An 18351-nucleotide genomic window follows, 5' to 3' on the forward strand; every position below is an offset into this window, starting at 1 on the left:
ATTCATCGTAATGTCAGTCGAGTTATAAAAACGTTTTATATATTATATATTAAACTTACATCCGTAACAAGAAAGTGCTTCTATAGATCTTTTAAGGGGATGAATAATCATGAATGCAAGAAAACCGAATATTATATATATCTTTAGCGATCAGCATCGAGCAGACGCTGTAGGGTTTGAGAATGACCCGAATGTTAAGACGCCTAACATGGATAGGTTGTCGCAGGAAGGACTTCGATTCTCCACGGCTATTGCTTGCATGCCGGTATGCGCCCCCTATCGAGCCAGTTTGATGACGGGACAATATCCCCTGACTCATGGTGTGTTTGTTAATGATGTTCAATTAAGCAATAACGCTGTGTCTCTGGGTAAAGCATTTAAAGCAGGAGGCTATAATACAGCATACATCGGAAAATGGCACTTAGACGGGGGTAATAGAAAAGGCTTCATTCCTAAAGAAAGAAGACAAGGCTTCGATCATTGGTGTGTGCTAAACTGCACTCATCATTATAATGAATCCCAATATTATGGCAATGAAGATGAATTTATGCAATGGGAAGGCTATGATGCATTCGCTCAGACAAAAGAAGCTCAAAGCTATATTTCTCAATATGATGACGAAAAACCGTTTATTCTTGTGCTTTCTTGGGGGCCGCCGCATAATCCATATGAAACTGCCCCGAAAGCATACCGAGATATGTACGATCCACAGCGCTTAACCATAAGGGGCAATATTCCGGATGCTTGTGAGGAACAGGCTAGGGAAGAGCTGGCAGGGTATTATGCGCATATTTCGGCCTTGGACGATTGTTTGGGGGACTTAATGAATGAGGTGGAAAAAAAGGGGATTGCAGAGGATACGATATTTATATACACCTCCGATCATGGAGATATGCTCCACTCCCATGGCGAAATACGAAAGCAAAGACCGTGGGATGAATCCATTCGAGTCCCCTTTTTACTGAAATACCCGCGCAAGTTCGGTGACAAGGCTAGAGAAGTAAGCATCCCGTTTAATACACCGGATATAATGCCTACCTTGCTGGGGTTATGCGGCCTTAGCATTCCCGAGACCGTGGAAGGGATCAACTATGCGCCGCATCTGCTTGGTGAAGAGACGCTGCAAGTAGAAGAAGCGTTAATCATGTGTCCCCACCCGTTTGGCGAGTATATACGGGCTAAAAATGGTAGAGAGTACCGAGGCATTCGGACTGAGCGTTACACGTATGTTAAAGATTTGAAAGGCCCATGGCTATTGTATGATAACATGGAGGATCCGCTGCAAACAAGAAATTTAGTGGATTTGCCCCAATACGAGCAGCTTCAAGAAGAGCTGGATCAAAGATTAATGCGCCTCCTGAAGCAGAGAGAGGACGACTTTTTACCCGGAGAGGCTTATATTCATAAATGGGGATATATAGTGGATAAGGATGGCACAGTTCCCTTTGAAGGGTGATATTTGCGTCTAAGATCGTGCGAAGTCTGAATAAATGAGTGCCTTAAAACCCCATTATTATGGGGTTTTTTGGTGCGACTCCAGATGCTTGTTAAGCCAGTTGACGTAGTCGTACAGATCCACATTACAGAAAATGATTATTCATTAGAATAAGGTTATTATCTGCCTGATATGCCTGCTTACCAATTGATTAAGCCACAGAAAAGTATAAATTGTTTTGAATTCATTATTTTTATAGCATTGAAATAGAAAGCAAACGAAAAAGTACTTAAACTCACAAGGTGGTGGTAAATGTCAGAGGATTATGAAGGGCAACAATAATTTTATTTTAACAGTGAGGTGTTTCTGCCGTCCATTAATAGCCGGAAGTTGACGTTCATAAATGTCCGAAATTAGACCGATATAGTGACCATACTATCAGTCTAAAGAAAGAAGAAACGCTTCCGTAATCGTCATGCTGTTACGAGCAGCATAACCGGAAGCGTCACCCCAAGAATATGGTCATTGTATCAGATTTCACGCTGGTTGAGAAGGAGTCTGCGACCGGCGTTTTTTGTTAGGAGTGCGGAATTGGTTCCCTGTCCCTGCTGCGGCTGCTGGTTAGAGGTAGCGGGCAGTCGGGGGCGGGTGTGGTACAGAAGTAGCGGAGAACGAGCGAAGCTCATCATTCGGAGGTTGTACTGTAGGTCATGCGCAAGAATTCATCATGAGCTGCCAGATCTGCTTGTCCCCTACAAGCGGTATGACGCTGAAAGCATCGAAAATGCCTTAGTAGAGCCAGATGCTTTAGTAGTAGCCGCAGACGAATCCACCCTTTCTAGATGGCTGGCTTGGTTTCGGGTATGGGCGGCGTATGCAGCAGCAGCGCTTCAGGCGATTAGCATCCAGTTCCAGCTCCCTGTGCAGCAAGCGTCCGTTGCTCCGCAGTCCGCACTCCACGCTTTAGGACGGTATGTCGGTGACGCAGCCGGGTGGCTAAGAAGAACTGTCCGCCCCATCGCCAATTTAAATCTTTGGGTTACAGACCCGTTCTGCCTGTCTGTCCGCTGAAGCTTGTTTTAGACTCATGCTAACCCTAGTAAATGGAGGCATGAGGATGAACAGACAAAAGAAATCGGACAAGGTTGCGGCGGAACGCTTTCAACTGCTGTCGCCGCTCCTAGCATCCGGTCTGGATGCGGCGAAGGCGGCTCAGTTAAAGTCGGCCATTTGTGCGCAGTCCGGCTTATCAGAGAGGACGCTGCGCCGGTACTTGGCCGAATATCGCAAGGATGGGTTCGACGGACTCAAGCCGAAACCCAAAGGCCGGAAGCCGCTGCCAGACACCATACCAACTGAGGTGCTGGAAGAAGCGATCCTGCTTCGGCGGGAGGTGCCGAAGCGGAGTGTGCGCCAAATTATCCAGATCCTCGAATGGGAGGAGAAGATCGCACCTGGAATAATTAAACGCAGCACCCTGCAGGCGAGATTAACCAGGCGCGGTTACAGTTCAAGGCAGATGCGGATGTATGCCGGTGGCGGTACGGCCGCGCGGCGCTTTCAGAAGCAGTCCCGCAATCGCTTATGGCAGAGTGACATCAAGTATGGGCCGTACCTTCCCATTGGTCCTGGCGGTTCGAAGAAACAAGTCTATCTGGTGTTATTCGTGGATGACGCGACGCGGTATGTGCTGCATGGAGCCTTCTACGCGTCGATGGAGCAAGCCATCGTCGAGGACAGTTTCCGAAGAGCGATCGAGAAATACGGTGTCCCAGAGGCCGTGTACTTCGACAACGGCAAGCAATACCGCACGACTTGGATGAACCGGACGTGCGCGAAACTCGGTATTCGCTTGCTCTTTGCCAAGCCCTACTCTCCGGAAAGTAAAGGCAAGGTTGAGCGTCTAAACGGCGCTGTGCAGAGCTTTCTGGACGAGGTCGCGCTTGAGAACGTTAAGACACTCACCGAGCTTAACGACTGGTTCCAAGTATGGCTTTCGGAGTGCTACCAGAATAAACCCCATGCCGCGCTGGCGAACAAACAAACACCCGAAGCTGCGTTTCGGAGCGATCCGGCAGCGCTTCAGTTCGTAAATTCCGAGCACCTCGCGGCCAGCTTCCTCCACGCGGAACAGCGGAAAGTGGATAAGGCCGGCTGTATCAGCTTTCAAGGCAAGAAGTATGAAGTTGGGCTGTTGTTCATTGGGCAAACGGTTCAAGTCGTCTATGACCCGGCAGATATCACAGAAGTGACGATCGAATACGAGGGATGTACGCCTTGGCAAGCACGGGAGCTCATCATTGGAGAAAGGGCTGGCAAGCGGCCGGCCCTTCCAGAGCATTTGCAGAAGCAGTCAGCAACGGAATCCCGCTTGCTCCGAGGTGCCGAGCGGAAGCATGACGAGCGCGCACAAACCCAAACGCCGGCCGTCTCCTACCGCATGCTGAGGAAGGAGGCTGGCAAGGATGTTTGAATCCTTCTACGACATGACCCGTACACCATTTGCTCGGGATATTCCCGTGACAGAGCTTTATCCGGCGAGTGCTATGGAAGAGATGCTGGACCGGTTGCAATACGCTGCTGAGCGCCAATTATTCGCCGTCATTAGCGGCGACTGCGGGACGGGCAAGACAACAACAGTCCGCCGCTTTGCCGCCATGCTGGATGCAGCGAAGTATAAGCTGTTGTACCTGTCGGACTCCAAGCTAACGCCGCGCCACTTCTACAAAGGGTTGCTCGAACAACTCGGATGCGAGTCGAAGTTCTACCGAGGCGATGCGAAGCGTCAGTTGCATCGCGAAGTGGAACTCATGCGCGGCATTCATCGACTGGAACCGGTTGTCGTCGTAGATGAAGCCCATCTGCTCGATCGGGAGATGCTGGAGGAAGTGCGCTTTCTCCTCAACTTCAAGATGGATGCGCAAAGCCCCATGGCGCTAATTCTAGTCGGGCAGAACGAGCTATGGGAAAAGCTTCGTCTTCAATCCTACACAGCGATTCGTCAGCGGATTGACTTGCAGTGCAAGCTGCCCTATTTCGACCGTTCCCAAGTCGGTGAATATCTGAAGCGTCAGTTAGCGTATGCCGGCACCAATCATGAGATATTCTCTGATGAGGCGGTAAATGAAGTTTACCGATTCTCGGGCGGATCGGCCAGACTCATCAACAAGTTGAGCACTCATTGCCTCATCTACGGAGCCCAGATCAAGCGCCGCATCATTGACGATCATATGGTGAAGCACGTGATTCAGGGTGAATTGTCATGAACGAGCCTTGGAACCAGATGACCTACGATCGGGACGCGAATAGTTGGTTTGTCCTGCTAGGAGAGAAAGCTTATCCTGTTTATTGCGGTGAATGTTTTGAAATTCGCATTGGAGATCGTGGCATTCCCTGTCGACTCGAGCTTGACCGATATTGGTACGTGATCATGAGAGAAACGCGATTTAACTTGAGGAATAAAGAAGTTTACCATATTCGATTCGTTTAACAGAAATGGGAAAGCCGAAACTTCTTGGCTTTCCCATTCATTGAATCTCTATGGACATGATTACGATCAGACCTTGGATAACTAACGCGATCATTTTCTGGACAGTATGGATCAGCAGTAACAGTGAGGTGAAAAATGAAACAACATATAGGAATCATTAGATATTTTCAAACAGCTTGGCCTCTGCTAATCATGTTTATTCCTGGAGCGTTATTTTTCATTTTATTTAAGTATACACCGATGCTTGGAGTTGTAATCGCTTTTAAAGACTATAATTTCACTGATGGAATCCTTCATAGCGATTGGGTTGGCTTAACAAACTTTGATTTTCTATTTAGCAACATTCAAACACTCCAAATTATTAAAAATACATTATTCATAAGCGTAGTTGGCATAATTGTCGGATTTCCTTTTCCTATTTTGTTAGCTGTGTTATTAAATGAAGTTCGTCTGAAATGGTTTAGAGGCACCGTTCAAACATTGATCTATTTACCTCACTTCTTATCATGGGTAATTGTCGGAGGAATGGTGATAACCATGTTCTCCATCAATTCGGGAGTTATAAATCATGCTTTAGAATGGATCACAGGTGAAAGGTTTCCTTTTTTGTATAACGGAACTTCTTGGTTAGCAGTTTATTTTGGATCTGGGATATGGAAAGAGGCTGGTTTTGGAGCCATTATTTATTTAGCTGCTCTATCAAGTATTAACCCAAGCCTCTATGAAGCTGCCAGTATTGACGGAGCCGGACAGTTACGAAAAATATGGCATGTATCGATCCCAGGTATATCCAATATTATTATTCTTATGCTGATCTTATCAGTTGGCAGGGTAATGGAAGTTGGATTTGATCAAATATTCATTCTTCAAAATGATGTAGTGAGCAATAAAGCGGAGGTTATTAGCACATACATTTTCCGTACTGGTATTTCTCAAGGCCAATATAGTATAACGGCTGCTATTGGATTATTTGAGTCCCTTGTAGGGTTAATATTAGTGCTTACAGCAAACAAAATTGCAAAAAAATATAACCACGGCTTATGGTAAAGGAGTTAAGTAATAGTGAAAATCAAAAGATACGACTCATTATTCCATATATTCAACTATTCAATATTAGGCATAGCAAGTCTATCCTGCTTACTACCTTTTCTTCATATTCTTTCAGTATCGCTGAGCTCGAATCATGCTATTCTATCGGGAAAAGTTTTGCTATGGCCGGTAGAGTTTTCTTTTGGAGCCTACAAGGAACTGTTTATCGGAACGCCAATCATATCTGCGTTTCAGAATAGCACTATCATTACAATCGTTGGAGTCTTCCTGAGTATGATGGTTACTGTGATGACTGCGTATCCTTTATCTAGGAAATATTTTAGAGGGAGAAAAGGGCTAACTCTAGGTATTGTTTTTACTATGCTGTTCTCGGGTGGACTAATTCCAACATTCATTTTGGCCAAAAATTTGGGGCTACTTAACTCATACTGGTCATTGTGGCTAATAGGTCTAGTAAGTGCTTATAACTTGTTGATCATGAAAACATCCTTTGAAAGCATTCCACCCGAACTGGAGGATGCTTCTAAAATTGATGGCTGTGGAGAGTTTAGATTTCTCATAAACATTGTATTGCCACTGTCTCTTCCGATGCTTACCACATTATCTTTGTTTTACGGAATACATTATTGGGATTTGTTTATGACAGTTTTAATCTATATTAATGACACTGAAAAGTATAATTTGGCTGTTATGGTTCAGCAAATGATTCAATTATTTTCCCTAGAAGATAACGTTTCAATGACCAATGAAAAAGATATCATCCCAGAGATGATTCAAGCAGCTTCGTTAATTGTTATGACGCTTCCTATGATTATTGTTTATCCCTTTGTTCAAAGATTTTTTGTTAAGGGGGTGATGATAGGAGCAATTAAAGGTTAATTAAAACCTATTTTGTGGCACTAGGTAGAAGAAGAGTAAATTATATTGCGAGAGGAATGATTGTATTGAAGGAAGTAAAGCTATGCACGGTAGTCATGGTTATGATTGCTGTTTTCCTTGTGGGTTGTAGCAATAATAATACGCAGAATTCTCAGAAACCAAGTGATCAAGCCGCAAGTGAAGATAAAAAAGCTAATCTCCAATCGCCGAAGCCGAAAATAAAAGTTGCCGTAACAGAAAAAGCAATTCCGCCTTCAGAAGGTACATTAGAGGATAATCGTTGGGTGAGATGGATTAATGAGAATGGACCAGTCGAGATTGAAGTTGTTCCTATCCCACCTTCTGCAGATCAAATGCTTCAAAAATATACTACATTATTTGCCTCTGGTGACGCACCCGACATTATATATTCTGGACATGGTGATGTAATGAATGCATTGTATAACCAAAAACAATTATTACCTCTTGATGAATTAATTGAGCAGCACAGTACTGTTTATAAAAAGAAAATTGAAGAAAACTCCGTATTGAAAAAACTTGGAACTAAAGATGGACAGTTATATTTATTAGGCGGTGTAGCTTCAGAGCTTTATCCAAATACTATTTTCTATATCCGTATGGACTGGTTGAAAAAATTAAACTTGTCAATGCCCACAAATGTAGAAGAATTGTACAAAGTGGCGCACGCCTTCACATGGAATGATCCTGATGGAAATGGGAAAGACGACACATTTGGTATTCAACTTAGTTGGGTAGCGGAAGGAGCATTATCAAATAGTTTTAATGATGCTCGTTGGTTTGTAAAAGATGGTAGCATCGTTTTCGATTTGCAGCCTGCCAAAGCACTTGCAGAATTTAAAAGAGAAATATATAAAGAAAAATTGACAGACAGAGATTTTCTGACAGATAACAAGGGAGCAAAAGCGACGGAGGATTGGGTAAATGGCAAGCTCGGGATATATATACAAGGAGCTGGTCTAACGTTAGGCAAAGGATACGCTACATTTGAGGCATTCAAGAAAAACAATCCTGATGGTGAAATAGCCGTACTTCCTTTGTTTGAAGGGCCCTATGGTACATTTAGTCCATATATGCAAAATCCTGTCGATCTTGAGGTCGCTGTCAATGTAAATACAAAGCATCCTGAAGCAGTCATGCAATATATTGACTTTATGGTACTTCCTTCAACGCAAAAGATGCTTACTCAAGGGATGGAAGGTATTCATTATAAATCGAGTAATAATGAATGTGCCGAACCGATTGATTTAGAAAAAAATAAGCTTGAAATGAGTGCAGCATTTGTGTTTTTAGAAACGGTAGAGTGTCATTGGAAGGCAAGACTTACTCTTGATCCTGAGAAACCGTTAAGTAGTAGTTTTTTAGAATTAATTAAAGAAGGGGAAAAGTATATTAATCCGAATACACCGATCCCGCAATTTACACACCCAACGTTTATGCCTAAACTACCGAAAGACATTAACTTGATTGAACAGGAAGCCTTTAAAGCAATTAATGATCTTTGGACCCAATATATTGTTGGCAGTGTCAGCAAAACTTCTGACGATATATATATGGAAACGGAGGATTTATGGAATAAGATGAATGGAAAGAAAGTGGAACAATGGTACACACAGTGGTATACAGAAAATAAAGACTCATGGGTATTTAAACAAGAACTTTATGATACATTCCCACATCCGAAATAATCGTATTTGAAATCTGTAGATACTGATTAAAGTAGGAGAGGGCTCCCTCTAAGCTTTCTCCTACTCCAATTGGAATTACTAATAAGCAGAAATAGCAGAATAAATTAATATGTCAGAAAATCATAACTTGTTATAGCTATCTAATTTCTTTAGTATTAAAGGTACCTTACTAGAGGAGAGAGTACCTATGTTTTATCGTTTATCGATTTCTTATTTGTCTATTTTTCTTGTTATTATTGTGACGCTTATGCTCCTCTTTTCAATGATGATCAGTGATACGATGAAAAAGGAAACGGCAAAATTAAATTATCAATACTCTCAATTTATCATGCAATCCATAGACAACAAACTTATCGCGATCAATCAAACCATTATTGATGAGTTATTAAATAGTGAAGAATTAGCCTTGTTTTTCAACGAGGGAAGCTACCAAGATCCCATATTGAATGCGAAAATCTCTAGTTATTTGAATGCGCTTGCTTTTCAAAATCCATTAATTGATGGAATTTATTTAGTACGCTACGAGGACAAGCGAGTGATGAGCAATCGTATTTTCGTTCCTTTGGAGGAATACGGCGATCAACCCTTCATAAACGAAATGATTACCAATGATCCGCCTATTAAATGGACCAATTCAAGAGTATTTAAAGAACTCAATACTTTAGAAGAAAAGGTAGTGGTAAGTCTAGTCAGAAAATTCCCTCTATTAACAGGTGAAAAGGGTCTTATCGTCATCAATATAGATAAGAATGAACTTCAAGCTATCATTACCAGATTAAATGATGAAAACCTAACTTATATCGAAGTATATGACCAGAAGGCTTTCCTGTTTAGCGGGAATTTACAGGGTTCGAACAATAAAAAGGAGGCCATAACCACCATCCAGTCACCTCATACGGGATGGACTTATAAAAGTGGATTTTATTCGTTTAAGGGAGAATTGTATTCCACTATTTCATCAATGAATTATTTATGGTTTGTATTATGTGCCTTCATTATCATCATTGGTGTCCTGTTAATTCTTATCAAGACGAAACAGAATGTTAAGCCGGTAGAACAACTCATGAGTCGCATAAGATCTGAGCATGAAGGAGTTTTGGACACACACGCATCGGAGTTTTACATAATTGAAAAATCATTCGACCAATTAGTTGAAATCTCTAAAAAATATCGTGCTCAGGCTTCCGAAATTACAGAGTTAAATAAATTTAGATTATTTAAGGATTTATTGGAACGGGATATAACTTTTTCATCAATGGAGTGGGAGACATATGCCAAGCTTTATGGACTGCCTGTTCACTTTGGAGCGGGATTGGTTGCTATTATCGAAATCGATAAATTTACCGAATTAAGCGTCCGCTATAAGAAGAATGAACTAGATTTGTATAAATTCGTTATTAGCAATGTGCTCTGTGAGATTACACACCAAGAGGGATTCTCTATACTCGGGCACGAGTGGTTGGAGTATAAACGTTTAAGCGTGTTGTTCTCGTTTGATTCTAGTGTCATGCAACCAGAAGATGTGGTCGAAAAGATATCAAAACTATTACAACTTTGGATCTCAAAGCATACTTCAATAACACTTACCGTAAGTATAGGAAGAAAAGTGACTAGTATAGAACAAATTATAGAATCTAACGAGGAAGCTTTGAAAGCTCTTCAATACAAAATCGTCTTGGGGAACTCGGTGATTTTGCGTTACCATTCCTTACAGATTAAAGAGCATCATGAATTATTTGAACACTTGAATCAGCTCAGGAATGCTGCTGATTTATACCGTTTGGGTAAACATGAATGGCAGTCTAAATTGTCGGCTGCATTCGATGCATTTAAAACAGAGTTACTCTCTGATGAACAAGTAAAAAGTCTTCTTTATTATTTTATTTTTTATTTGAATCTTGAGATGAGCAAAAGTCCTAAAGAAATTGCTGGATTGTGGGGTGACAACACAGCAACAAAATTAACTGTAATCTTAGATGAGGCATACGATCTGAATCAGCTGTTTCAAGAATGGGAAGATATGCTGTGCATTATTCAGGAAAAATTAAAGGAAAAGTATGCTCAGGGTCCTTATTATCATTTAATTCAAGAGGTCAGAATTTTTGTTGAAGAGAACTATAATAATCCAGATATTTCACTGTCTATGTTAAGTGTCAAATTTAATATTAACGCTAAATATTTAAGTCAACTATTTAAAGAAATTTTTGGAGAAACGTTTAGCGAGTTAATTCAGAAGTTGCGCATGAAAAAAGCAATAACTTTATTAATCAATACGGATAAACCAATTCAAGATATTGCTATTGAAGTCGGATATTTAAGTTCCATATCGTTTAGTTTAGCTTTTAAAAGATGTGAAGGTGTATCACCTTCACATTATCGCAACAAACAAATAAAGACGTAGTGTTAATCACCTTCTTCGAGTTTTCATTACATTTTATATGCTAATTGTGAAGCGAAAGGAATGGATAAAATGATGAAGGAAAAAGTGTTTCAAGAAAAAGATGGTCTCATTGTAGTTGAAATAGAGTCTGTTCCTATCCCTTCTGAAGAGTATTCAAGGGAGAATTCCTATAAAGGGATCTGGAATGAATGGAAAGCTGAAACAGAATTGAAAGGATACACAGGGAACTGTTATTACACATGGGCGGGGCCCGACTTGTTTGCAAACCCAGGCTGTGGCATATTAACTTACAAGGTTCAAATTGAAAATGAAGGAAAATACTCATTTTCCATTCATAATCGTCATGATAATTTGGATCCTACTGAAAGCAATGATGCATTCGTTAAGGTGGACAATGGCATTTGGGTAAAAACGTTTTCAGCAGTAAGAGGGGAATGGACATGGAGTACCTTTTTTGAATTTGGGCATCACCAAAAAGAACCTGCTTCCATTGTATTCACGAAAGGTCTTCATACCTTACAAATTTGTGGAAGATCAAACGGATTCAGCATAAATCGTTTTGTATTATTTCAAGAAGCCGTAAACGGACAAGATACGCAATTACCTGAATCCATTGTATTGGATTCTAAAAAAAATGATCCAACAATACGGAAAACGGGAGTGTGATTTCAGTGGGAAAAACAGTGCTGGCCATCGAAGGTGAGGATTTTGTCATTAACGGCAAAAAAACCTATTCAGAAATCACAGGAACTTATCCGAATGTTCATGGACTATTAATGAATGCAAGGTTCGTCCAAGGGGTATTCGATGATAAAGCTGATCGTGCCAGATTTAACAGATTCGGTCGCAATTTCGATCCTGACAGGAATACGGACGATCTGATTGCCGCTCTACCCGAATGGTATGATGCCGGACTTCGAGCGTTCACGATAGGGTTTCAAGGCGGCGGTCCCTGCTTTACTATAATGAACTCGACGATTGATAATAATCCCTTTTCGGAGGATGGAAAGTACTTGGACCCATCGTATGCCAGCAGAATGGATCGACTGATTCGAGCGGCGGATGAGATCGGCATGGTCGTTATCGTCAGTTACTTCTATACGGGTCAAACTCCGAGGCTGAAGGATGGGAAAGTTGTACTTAACGCCGTAAGAACGGCTTCCCGTTTCTTAAAGGATGGCGGATATACAAATGTAATTATAGAGGTATGTAATGAACACAACATCGCGCACGAGCATCCTTTAATCGCATCAAGTGAGGGAATGGTGGCACTGATGGAGATTGCCAGAGCGGAATCGGGCGGGATGCCTGTGGGATGCAGCGGACTTGGCAGATACATTAATGAGGAGGTTTGCAAGGAAAGCGATGTCATTCTAATCCATGGCAACTGGCTTAGCCGCCAGGAATATCTCAATCATATTCGGCAAGTAAAAGCATGGGCACCGGGCAAACCTGTCGTATGCAATGAAGATTCGCAAGATATAAGTAAGCTGGAGGTATCCTTACGTGCCCGCACATCATGGGGCTATTACAATAATCTCACGAAACAGGAAGTACCTGCGAACTGGGGGATCACACGCGGCGAGGACCAGTTCTTCGCTCAACGTATGGCGGAAGGACTTGGTATCGCACGATCAGAAATTCCTGTGGAAGAACAATATTATCTTCAAGGATTCGAGCCTGAGATGGAGTATGAGGGGAAACGTTGGATTCGACTAGCGAGCTTATATCCCGAAAGAGTCGATTATGTGGAATTTTATCGGAATGGCGAATTGTTCTTTACTTGCTACGACAAACCTTTTTATGTGAACTACATTAAGAATTGGCAGATGGATGCCATTGAATCGAGTCATGAGGATCAGGTGTGGGAGGCCGTTATTTACTTGGTAGACGGTAAGATTCTGAAAAGAACTAACATCCCGGAGTAATTTCCTCTTGCGATCAGTCTTTGAAATCCAACAAGACAAGCAGCTGCATTCCATACGGGATGTAGCTGTTTTGCGTGACCAGGTTTATAATTGAGTATCATATAGCCCTCAACTATCGGCGGGAATGCGGCGTATAGCAAACAAACAGTTATATAAATATTCCTTTGCCTCCCCAGCGTTATATTCAGAAAGGAAGTGCTTGTATGCAGAGCGATAATACTCCTGTGATCAAGAAGCTGATACATCATTCTCCAAGCGAGCTGGCTAAGCAGCTTCCGTGTTATGTGAACGCTATGGGGTGGAGGGTGTATGGAGCTGACATGGCTAACGAGAGGAAAACAGGGGAGTTTTACGATTTTCAAATTCAGTACGTTCTGAAGGGCAAGGGATATTTGTTATGGAACGATACCGTTTATTCACTCCAGCAGGGCGATTTTTTCTTCATCAACCTGAGTATTGGTCATAAATATTACGCCGATCCGATAGAGCCATGGGAAGCGGTGTGGATACATTTTGGAGGCAGTCAAGCCACCCTCTATTACCATTTGTTCGGCCAGTCGCGACCCGTTGTAACCTTCCCGCACCATGATATCGCTGGAGAGCTAATGCTTCAATTGCTTGAGCAGTATGACCGGCTATCAAGCGAGTTCGATCTGCTAGCAGGCGCACATTTGATTCGGATCATGACCGAGCTTACTATAGCGAGCACATCCAAGCTTAAATTGACCATCAGTAACGAATACAGGAGCGAGGTACAGAGGGCGATTCGATTTATAGAGGAGCATATACAGGAATCGTTAACGGTTGAGATGGTTTCTCGGTATGTCAAGTTTAGTCCGTTTCACTTCTCCCGCTTATTCAAGAGGATAACAGGCTTCTCTGTGCTAGAGTATATAACGAAATACCGAATTTCACGGGTCAAGGAGCTGATGATCCAGACAGACTTGTCGCTTGCTGAAATAGCAGGCAGGACCGGATATTGCGATCAAAGCCATCTGGGCAAGATGTTTAAGCGAATGGAAGGCATCACTCCAAATCAATTTCGCAAAAATGCGAGATTCCGTTAGGTAGTAGATTCATCGATTGCGCAGGAATATACCAAAATGTATATTGAAATATAACAGACTCCATTCGGACGCTCCTTTATAATACGGGTAAAAGGAGATGTGGGTATAAATGAGTCAATTAGACTGTCGCAAACGAGAATGCTTCGATTGGAATTGGAAGTTTATTTTATCGGATGAGGTGGACGCTTACCGGGACGACTATGACGACAGCCACTGGCGAACTGTGCAGCTTCCTCATGATTGGAGTATAGAGGGTGAGTATGCCGAGCAGAACCCGACTGGTAAGCGTGGCGGCTTTCTGCCCAGCGGCATAGGCTGGTACCGCAAACAGCTGGAGTGGAGCGGGACCATAGGGGAAAAGGAGCTGTTTCTCGAATTTGACGGCATTTATATGAACAGCACAATCTGGATTAACGGCTGCAAAGTAAACGAACGGCCTTACGGCTACATGGGCTTCGAGGTTGCTTTCGCAGACCTGCTTCGGGAAGGAAGCAATACCATTGCCATTCGTGTGGACAATACCGGAAGCCCCAGCGGCCGCTGGTATACTGGATGCGGCATCTATCGCCATGTTTGGCTTGTGGAGACAGACGTTGTGCGTGTCGCGCATTGGGGGACGTATGTTACGACTCCGGCCATACACGATGAGTATGCTCTTATTCACGGTCAGATCGAGCTGACCAACCATTCCGCTGGTGAGCGCGAGGTGACGCTTGTTGCTCAAGTCTTTTCTCCTTCAGGCACGCTTGTCGGGAAAGCGTCGAAGCTCTTGAAGCTGGAGGCTAATAAAGGCGCGACTGAGGAAGTGGAGATGAATATCAGCTCTCCTAAGCTCTGGTCTGTGGATACTCCGGAAGTGTATACAATGAAAACAGAGATATTCGCGAACGGCTGCTGTATCGACGATTATGTGACGAGCTTTGGCATACGGAGCTTCTCTATTGATACTACGCGCGGCTTCGTCTTGAATGGGCAGTCGATGAAGCTGAAGGGGGTATGCCTTCATCATGATGCCGGGCCTGTTGGGGCAGCAGTGCCCGAGAAGCTGCTGATGAAGCGGCTCCGAATGCTCAAGGAGATGGGGTGCAACGCAATCCGCACAGCCCATCATCCCATGTCACCCGAGTTTTATGCATTTTGCGATCGGCTTGGTTTTATCGTGATGGACGAAGCGTTCGACGGCTGGGAGGAGACGAAAGCAGATTGCGATTATGGGTTGTACTTCGAAGAATGGTGGCAGCAGGATCTCGGAGATATGCTGCGACGCGACCGCAACCATCCTTGTGTGTTGTTCTGGAGTATCGGCAACGAGGTTCTCGGCATGAAGCCCGAAACAACCCGCAAGCTTGTTGAATTCGTGCATCAGCTTGATCCGACCCGGCCGGTTACCTGCGGGATCGATTCAATTGGGCCGGGTCCTGATGAGAACCGTTCACTTCTTGATGTGGCCGGATACAATGATGGCCGTGGTTCTTGCTTTGGTTATGAGCTGGATCACGAGAAGCATCCGAATCGAATAATGGTTGCTACAGAAGCGCCGCACACCTTCCAGACCAGAGGCTTCTACCGGACGCAGACCTGGTGGCGTGACAAGAACCGTCACCGCATCGAAATCCCCAATTTGACGGAGGAGGAGCTCTTTTTTGACGGGGCGCTCCAGTACAATTCCTCTTATGACAATAGCGGGGTCCGGACCTCTGCCAGACATTCGTGGGGCTTTGTTCAGAAATATTCATACCTGATCGGAGAATTCCGGTGGACTGGCTTCGATTATCTTGGAGAATCGTTCGGCTGGCCTGCACGAAGCGCGAATTTCGGAATTATCGATTTGGCCAACTTTCCGAAGGACCATTATTATTTCTACCAGAGCCGATTTACGAGCAGTCCCATGATTCATCTGCTTCCTCATTGGACACATCCAGGCTTGGAAGATAGCCGTATACCTGTATGGATATACACGAATTGCGATGAAGCAGAGCTGCTGCTGAACGGTCGTTCGTTGGGCAGAAAGAGAATGGGAGATGCGATGTACTTGTCGTGGGACGTGAGCTATGAGCCTGGCACACTGGAGGCTATCGGGTATGTAGCAGGACAGCCGCAGGCTGTAAAGAAAGTGCGTACTGCCGGTGAGCCTGCGGGCATACGGCTGGAGACGGATACAGACAGCCTGCGCCCGGATGGACGCGATGTCGCGCAAGTCAGCTTCTCAATCATTGATGCACAAGGGCGATTCGTGCCGAGCGGGGATAGTGTCGTCGCTCTTCAGGTTGCAGGACCTGCAGAGCTTCTTGGCACGGAGAATGGGGACCCATTGGACCTGACTCCGCCGCGGTCTCCGCTTCGCAAGGCGTTCTACGGTCTCGGCATGGGGCTTGTGCAGTCAACCTTCGAGGACAAGCCGATTGAAGTTACGGCTGCCGTAATTGCAGGATCGACTATATTTACTGATTCAACCACTGTGACTATTGCTTTAGAGCGCATTGCCCTAAGAGGGGAGCTAAGCTCCAGGGAGCTTGCCATCTATTATTCCATAGACGGTTCAGAGGCGAACACGCTTTACAAGGGAGCCTTCGAAATCAATAACAGCTGTACGATTCGAGCTGTCGTGGTGGAGAATGGAGGAACGATCCTTGAGCTGCATGCCGAATTCAAAAAGGGAGTGCATGAGAAGGTCATTGATCTGACGCATGGCAATCGTCAGGAAGAGCCTGCTAGGTTCAACGGGCCGTTCGCTTTTCAAGTATGCGGTGATTGGACGGATGGCACCCTGCGGTATCATTTCCAGCCTGACGGAACAGTGCTGCAATCCATCGGCTTAGATACTCCTCTGCTGTATGGAACATGGTGGTGCGATAGCGGAACGGGGGAGCTTGCGCCTCTGGACGGGCAGAAGAATCACAAGCTCACGCTTGTCACTCAGCCAGCGGAAAGTCTGTCTCTTGAACATGACCATTGCAGGATCACATTGACTAGATTGACTCAGGGGACAATATGAACGGATATAATATCTTATTTATCATGACAGATCAGCTTCGATTAGATGCGCTCGGCAAAACAGGAGGCTGGGTAAAAACGCCTCATATCGATGCTCTTGCCGCAGAGGGAATGCTGTTTACCAATTGTATCACCAATTCTCCGGTTTGCATTCCGGCCCGGGTTTCTTTAGCTACAGGCTTGTACCCTCATAATACAGGGGTTTGGAAAAATATGGAGTATGATTTGCCGGCGGACAGCAGCACATGGATGCAAACGATCCGGGATGCGGGTTACCGTACCGGTCTGATTGGCAAAACTCATTTGCACCGCCACAAGGGTGATTTGAGGGAACGTGAACATCTTATGCATGCCTATGGATTTGATCATGTGGACGAAATTGGCGGACCAAGAGCCAGCATGTGGGTTGGCAGCCATATGACGGACGAGTGGAGCAAAGCTGGCGTGCTGGATGCATATATTCAGGAATATAATGACCGGTTCACCACCAAACCGTATGTAGCGAGACCGTCGGTTCTTCCTTTGTCTCTGTATGCGGATGTATATGTCGGAACAAAGGCCCAAGCATTCATCAGCAGCTATAAGGACGACAAGCCTTGGTTTTGTATGGTCAGCTTCGGCGGTCCGCATGAGCCGTGGGACGCTCCTGAGCCTTACGCCAGCATGTACGAACCGGAGCAAATGCCAAAGCCTATCCCTAGACCTTCAGTTGACTCAACTCGTCCCATAGGGCATTTGGATGAGCTGATGAACGAGGATCGGCATTCACCTGTTCTAGAGGAGCAGGACATTGCCGCCATGAGGGCCAATTATGCCGGTAATGTGACCCTGATTGATGAGCAGATCGGTCAGATACTTCAAGTCTTGAAAGAGAAAAACGAATTGGATAAGACGGTGATTGTGTTTACCGCGGACCATGGGGAAATGAACGGGGATTACGGCTTGCTTTACAAAGAGAACTTCTTAAACGCAGCGGTAAAGGTGCCGCTAATCATTTGGACCCCGGAGCTAAAGAGCAGTGAGCATGCTGGAGCAGTATACGACGGAATGGTAGAGCTGTTCGATATTGGTCCGACCATGTGCGAATTAGCCGGAACGCAGCTTGCGCATTGTCATTTTGCGAAATCGTTGAGTCCTGTTCTCGAAGACCCCAGGACAGTGCACAGGGAAGAGGCGATATCCGAGATTCACGGCGAAGTGATGCTGCAAAACCGGGAGTGGAAGTTAGTGCTTAACGCACAAGGTACTCCTTATCTGCTGTTTCATTTGACAGAGGATCCCAATGAGCAGCGTAATTTGATGGGAGAACCGGCTTATGGCGAAGTAGTTCAGAAGCTGAAGGATACTATTTTTGCAAGATTGATGTCCAGCTTAGTTTATAAGAACTAAGCCAAATCATTA

Annotated in this window: 14 protein-coding genes; all 14 read left to right on the top strand. The window is 44.3% G+C overall.

The window, feature by feature from the left end; all coding sequences use genetic code 11:
- The first annotated feature begins 109 nt into the window (after positions 1 to 109).
- Positions 110 to 1456, top strand: a complete 1347-nt coding sequence (locus AB1S56_RS07975) for a sulfatase (RefSeq protein ID WP_340870270.1) — start codon at positions 110 to 112, stop codon at positions 1454 to 1456.
- A 627-nt stretch (positions 1457 to 2083) separates the two neighbouring features.
- Complete coding sequence (locus tag AB1S56_RS07980; protein WP_340869355.1) at positions 2084 to 2506, top strand: DUF6431 domain-containing protein; 423 nt, start codon at positions 2084 to 2086, stop codon at positions 2504 to 2506.
- 46 nt (positions 2507 to 2552) lie between these two features.
- Positions 2553 to 3908, top strand: a complete 1356-nt coding sequence (locus AB1S56_RS07985) for a DDE-type integrase/transposase/recombinase (RefSeq protein WP_367903367.1) — start codon at positions 2553 to 2555, stop codon at positions 3906 to 3908.
- Positions 3901 to 4701: an ExeA family protein gene (locus tag AB1S56_RS07990; protein ID WP_367903368.1), complete on the top strand. Its 801-nt coding sequence runs from the start codon at positions 3901 to 3903 to the stop codon at positions 4699 to 4701. Before AB1S56_RS07985 ends, AB1S56_RS07990 begins: the two co-directional genes overlap by 8 nt.
- A 17-nt stretch (positions 4702 to 4718) precedes the next feature.
- Entirely contained in the window at positions 4719 to 4925 is a 207-nt protein-coding gene (locus AB1S56_RS07995; RefSeq protein WP_367903463.1) for a DUF5348 domain-containing protein, read from the top strand.
- Positions 4926 to 5060: 135 nt separating this feature from the next.
- Positions 5061 to 5972 (top strand): ABC transporter permease subunit, encoded by a 912-nt coding sequence (locus tag AB1S56_RS08000; protein WP_340872691.1) that lies wholly within the window; start codon positions 5061 to 5063, stop codon positions 5970 to 5972.
- 15 nt (positions 5973 to 5987) lie between these two features.
- Positions 5988 to 6854 carry a carbohydrate ABC transporter permease gene (locus tag AB1S56_RS08005; RefSeq protein WP_340872689.1) on the top strand — a complete coding sequence of 289 codons (867 nt, stop codon included), beginning with the start codon at positions 5988 to 5990 and terminating at the stop codon, positions 6852 to 6854.
- A gap of 65 nt (positions 6855 to 6919) precedes the next feature.
- Positions 6920 to 8560 (top strand): extracellular solute-binding protein, encoded by a 1641-nt coding sequence (locus tag AB1S56_RS08010; RefSeq protein ID WP_340872687.1) that lies wholly within the window; start codon positions 6920 to 6922, stop codon positions 8558 to 8560.
- Positions 8561 to 8747: 187 nt separating this feature from the next.
- A complete protein-coding gene (locus tag AB1S56_RS08015) occupies positions 8748 to 10961 on the top strand; it encodes a helix-turn-helix domain-containing protein (RefSeq protein ID WP_340872686.1) in 2214 nt (737 codons plus the stop codon).
- Between the two features lie 60 nt (positions 10962 to 11021).
- A complete protein-coding gene (locus AB1S56_RS08020) occupies positions 11022 to 11627 on the top strand; it encodes a hypothetical protein (protein WP_340872685.1) in 606 nt (201 codons plus the stop codon).
- 5 nt (positions 11628 to 11632) lie between these two features.
- Positions 11633 to 12889 carry a hypothetical protein gene (locus AB1S56_RS08025; protein ID WP_340872683.1) on the top strand — a complete coding sequence of 419 codons (1257 nt, stop codon included), beginning with the start codon at positions 11633 to 11635 and terminating at the stop codon, positions 12887 to 12889.
- A 203-nt stretch (positions 12890 to 13092) separates the two neighbouring features.
- A complete protein-coding gene (locus tag AB1S56_RS08030) occupies positions 13093 to 13956 on the top strand; it encodes an AraC family transcriptional regulator (RefSeq protein WP_340872682.1) in 864 nt (287 codons plus the stop codon).
- Between the two features lie 109 nt (positions 13957 to 14065).
- Positions 14066 to 16951, top strand: a complete 2886-nt coding sequence (locus AB1S56_RS08035; protein ID WP_340872680.1) for a glycoside hydrolase family 2 TIM barrel-domain containing protein — start codon at positions 14066 to 14068, stop codon at positions 16949 to 16951.
- On the top strand, positions 16948 to 18339 hold the full coding sequence (locus AB1S56_RS08040) for a sulfatase-like hydrolase/transferase (protein WP_340872678.1): 1392 nt from the start codon (positions 16948 to 16950) through the stop codon (positions 18337 to 18339). Before AB1S56_RS08035 ends, AB1S56_RS08040 begins: the two co-directional genes overlap by 4 nt.
- Positions 18340 to 18351: the final 12 nt, after the last annotated feature.

The organism is Paenibacillus sp. PL2-23 (assembly GCF_040834005.1).
Classification (GTDB): domain Bacteria; phylum Bacillota; class Bacilli; order Paenibacillales; family Paenibacillaceae; genus Pristimantibacillus.

Bases quoted from the DNA above. Each gene is read 5' to 3' on its own strand.
- AB1S56_RS08020 (WP_340872685.1), top strand. From the start codon at position 11,022: ATGGATAAAATGATGAAGGAAAAAGTGTTTCAAGAAAAAGATGGTCTC.
- AB1S56_RS07985 (WP_367903367.1), top strand. From the start codon at position 2,553: ATGAACAGACAAAAGAAATCGGACAAGGTTGCGGCGGAACGCTTTCAA.
- AB1S56_RS08000 (WP_340872691.1), top strand. From the start codon at position 5,061: ATGAAACAACATATAGGAATCATTAGATATTTTCAAACAGCTTGGCCT.
- AB1S56_RS08035 (WP_340872680.1), top strand. From the start codon at position 14,066: ATGAGTCAATTAGACTGTCGCAAACGAGAATGCTTCGATTGGAATTGG.
- AB1S56_RS08040 (WP_340872678.1), top strand. From the start codon at position 16,948: ATGAACGGATATAATATCTTATTTATCATGACAGATCAGCTTCGATTA.
- AB1S56_RS07990 (WP_367903368.1), top strand. From the start codon at position 3,901: ATGTTTGAATCCTTCTACGACATGACCCGTACACCATTTGCTCGGGAT.
- AB1S56_RS08030 (WP_340872682.1), top strand. From the start codon at position 13,093: ATGCAGAGCGATAATACTCCTGTGATCAAGAAGCTGATACATCATTCT.
- AB1S56_RS08015 (WP_340872686.1), top strand. From the start codon at position 8,748: ATGTTTTATCGTTTATCGATTTCTTATTTGTCTATTTTTCTTGTTATT.
- AB1S56_RS07995 (WP_367903463.1), top strand. From the start codon at position 4,719: ATGACCTACGATCGGGACGCGAATAGTTGGTTTGTCCTGCTAGGAGAG.
- AB1S56_RS07975 (WP_340870270.1), top strand. From the start codon at position 110: ATGAATGCAAGAAAACCGAATATTATATATATCTTTAGCGATCAGCAT.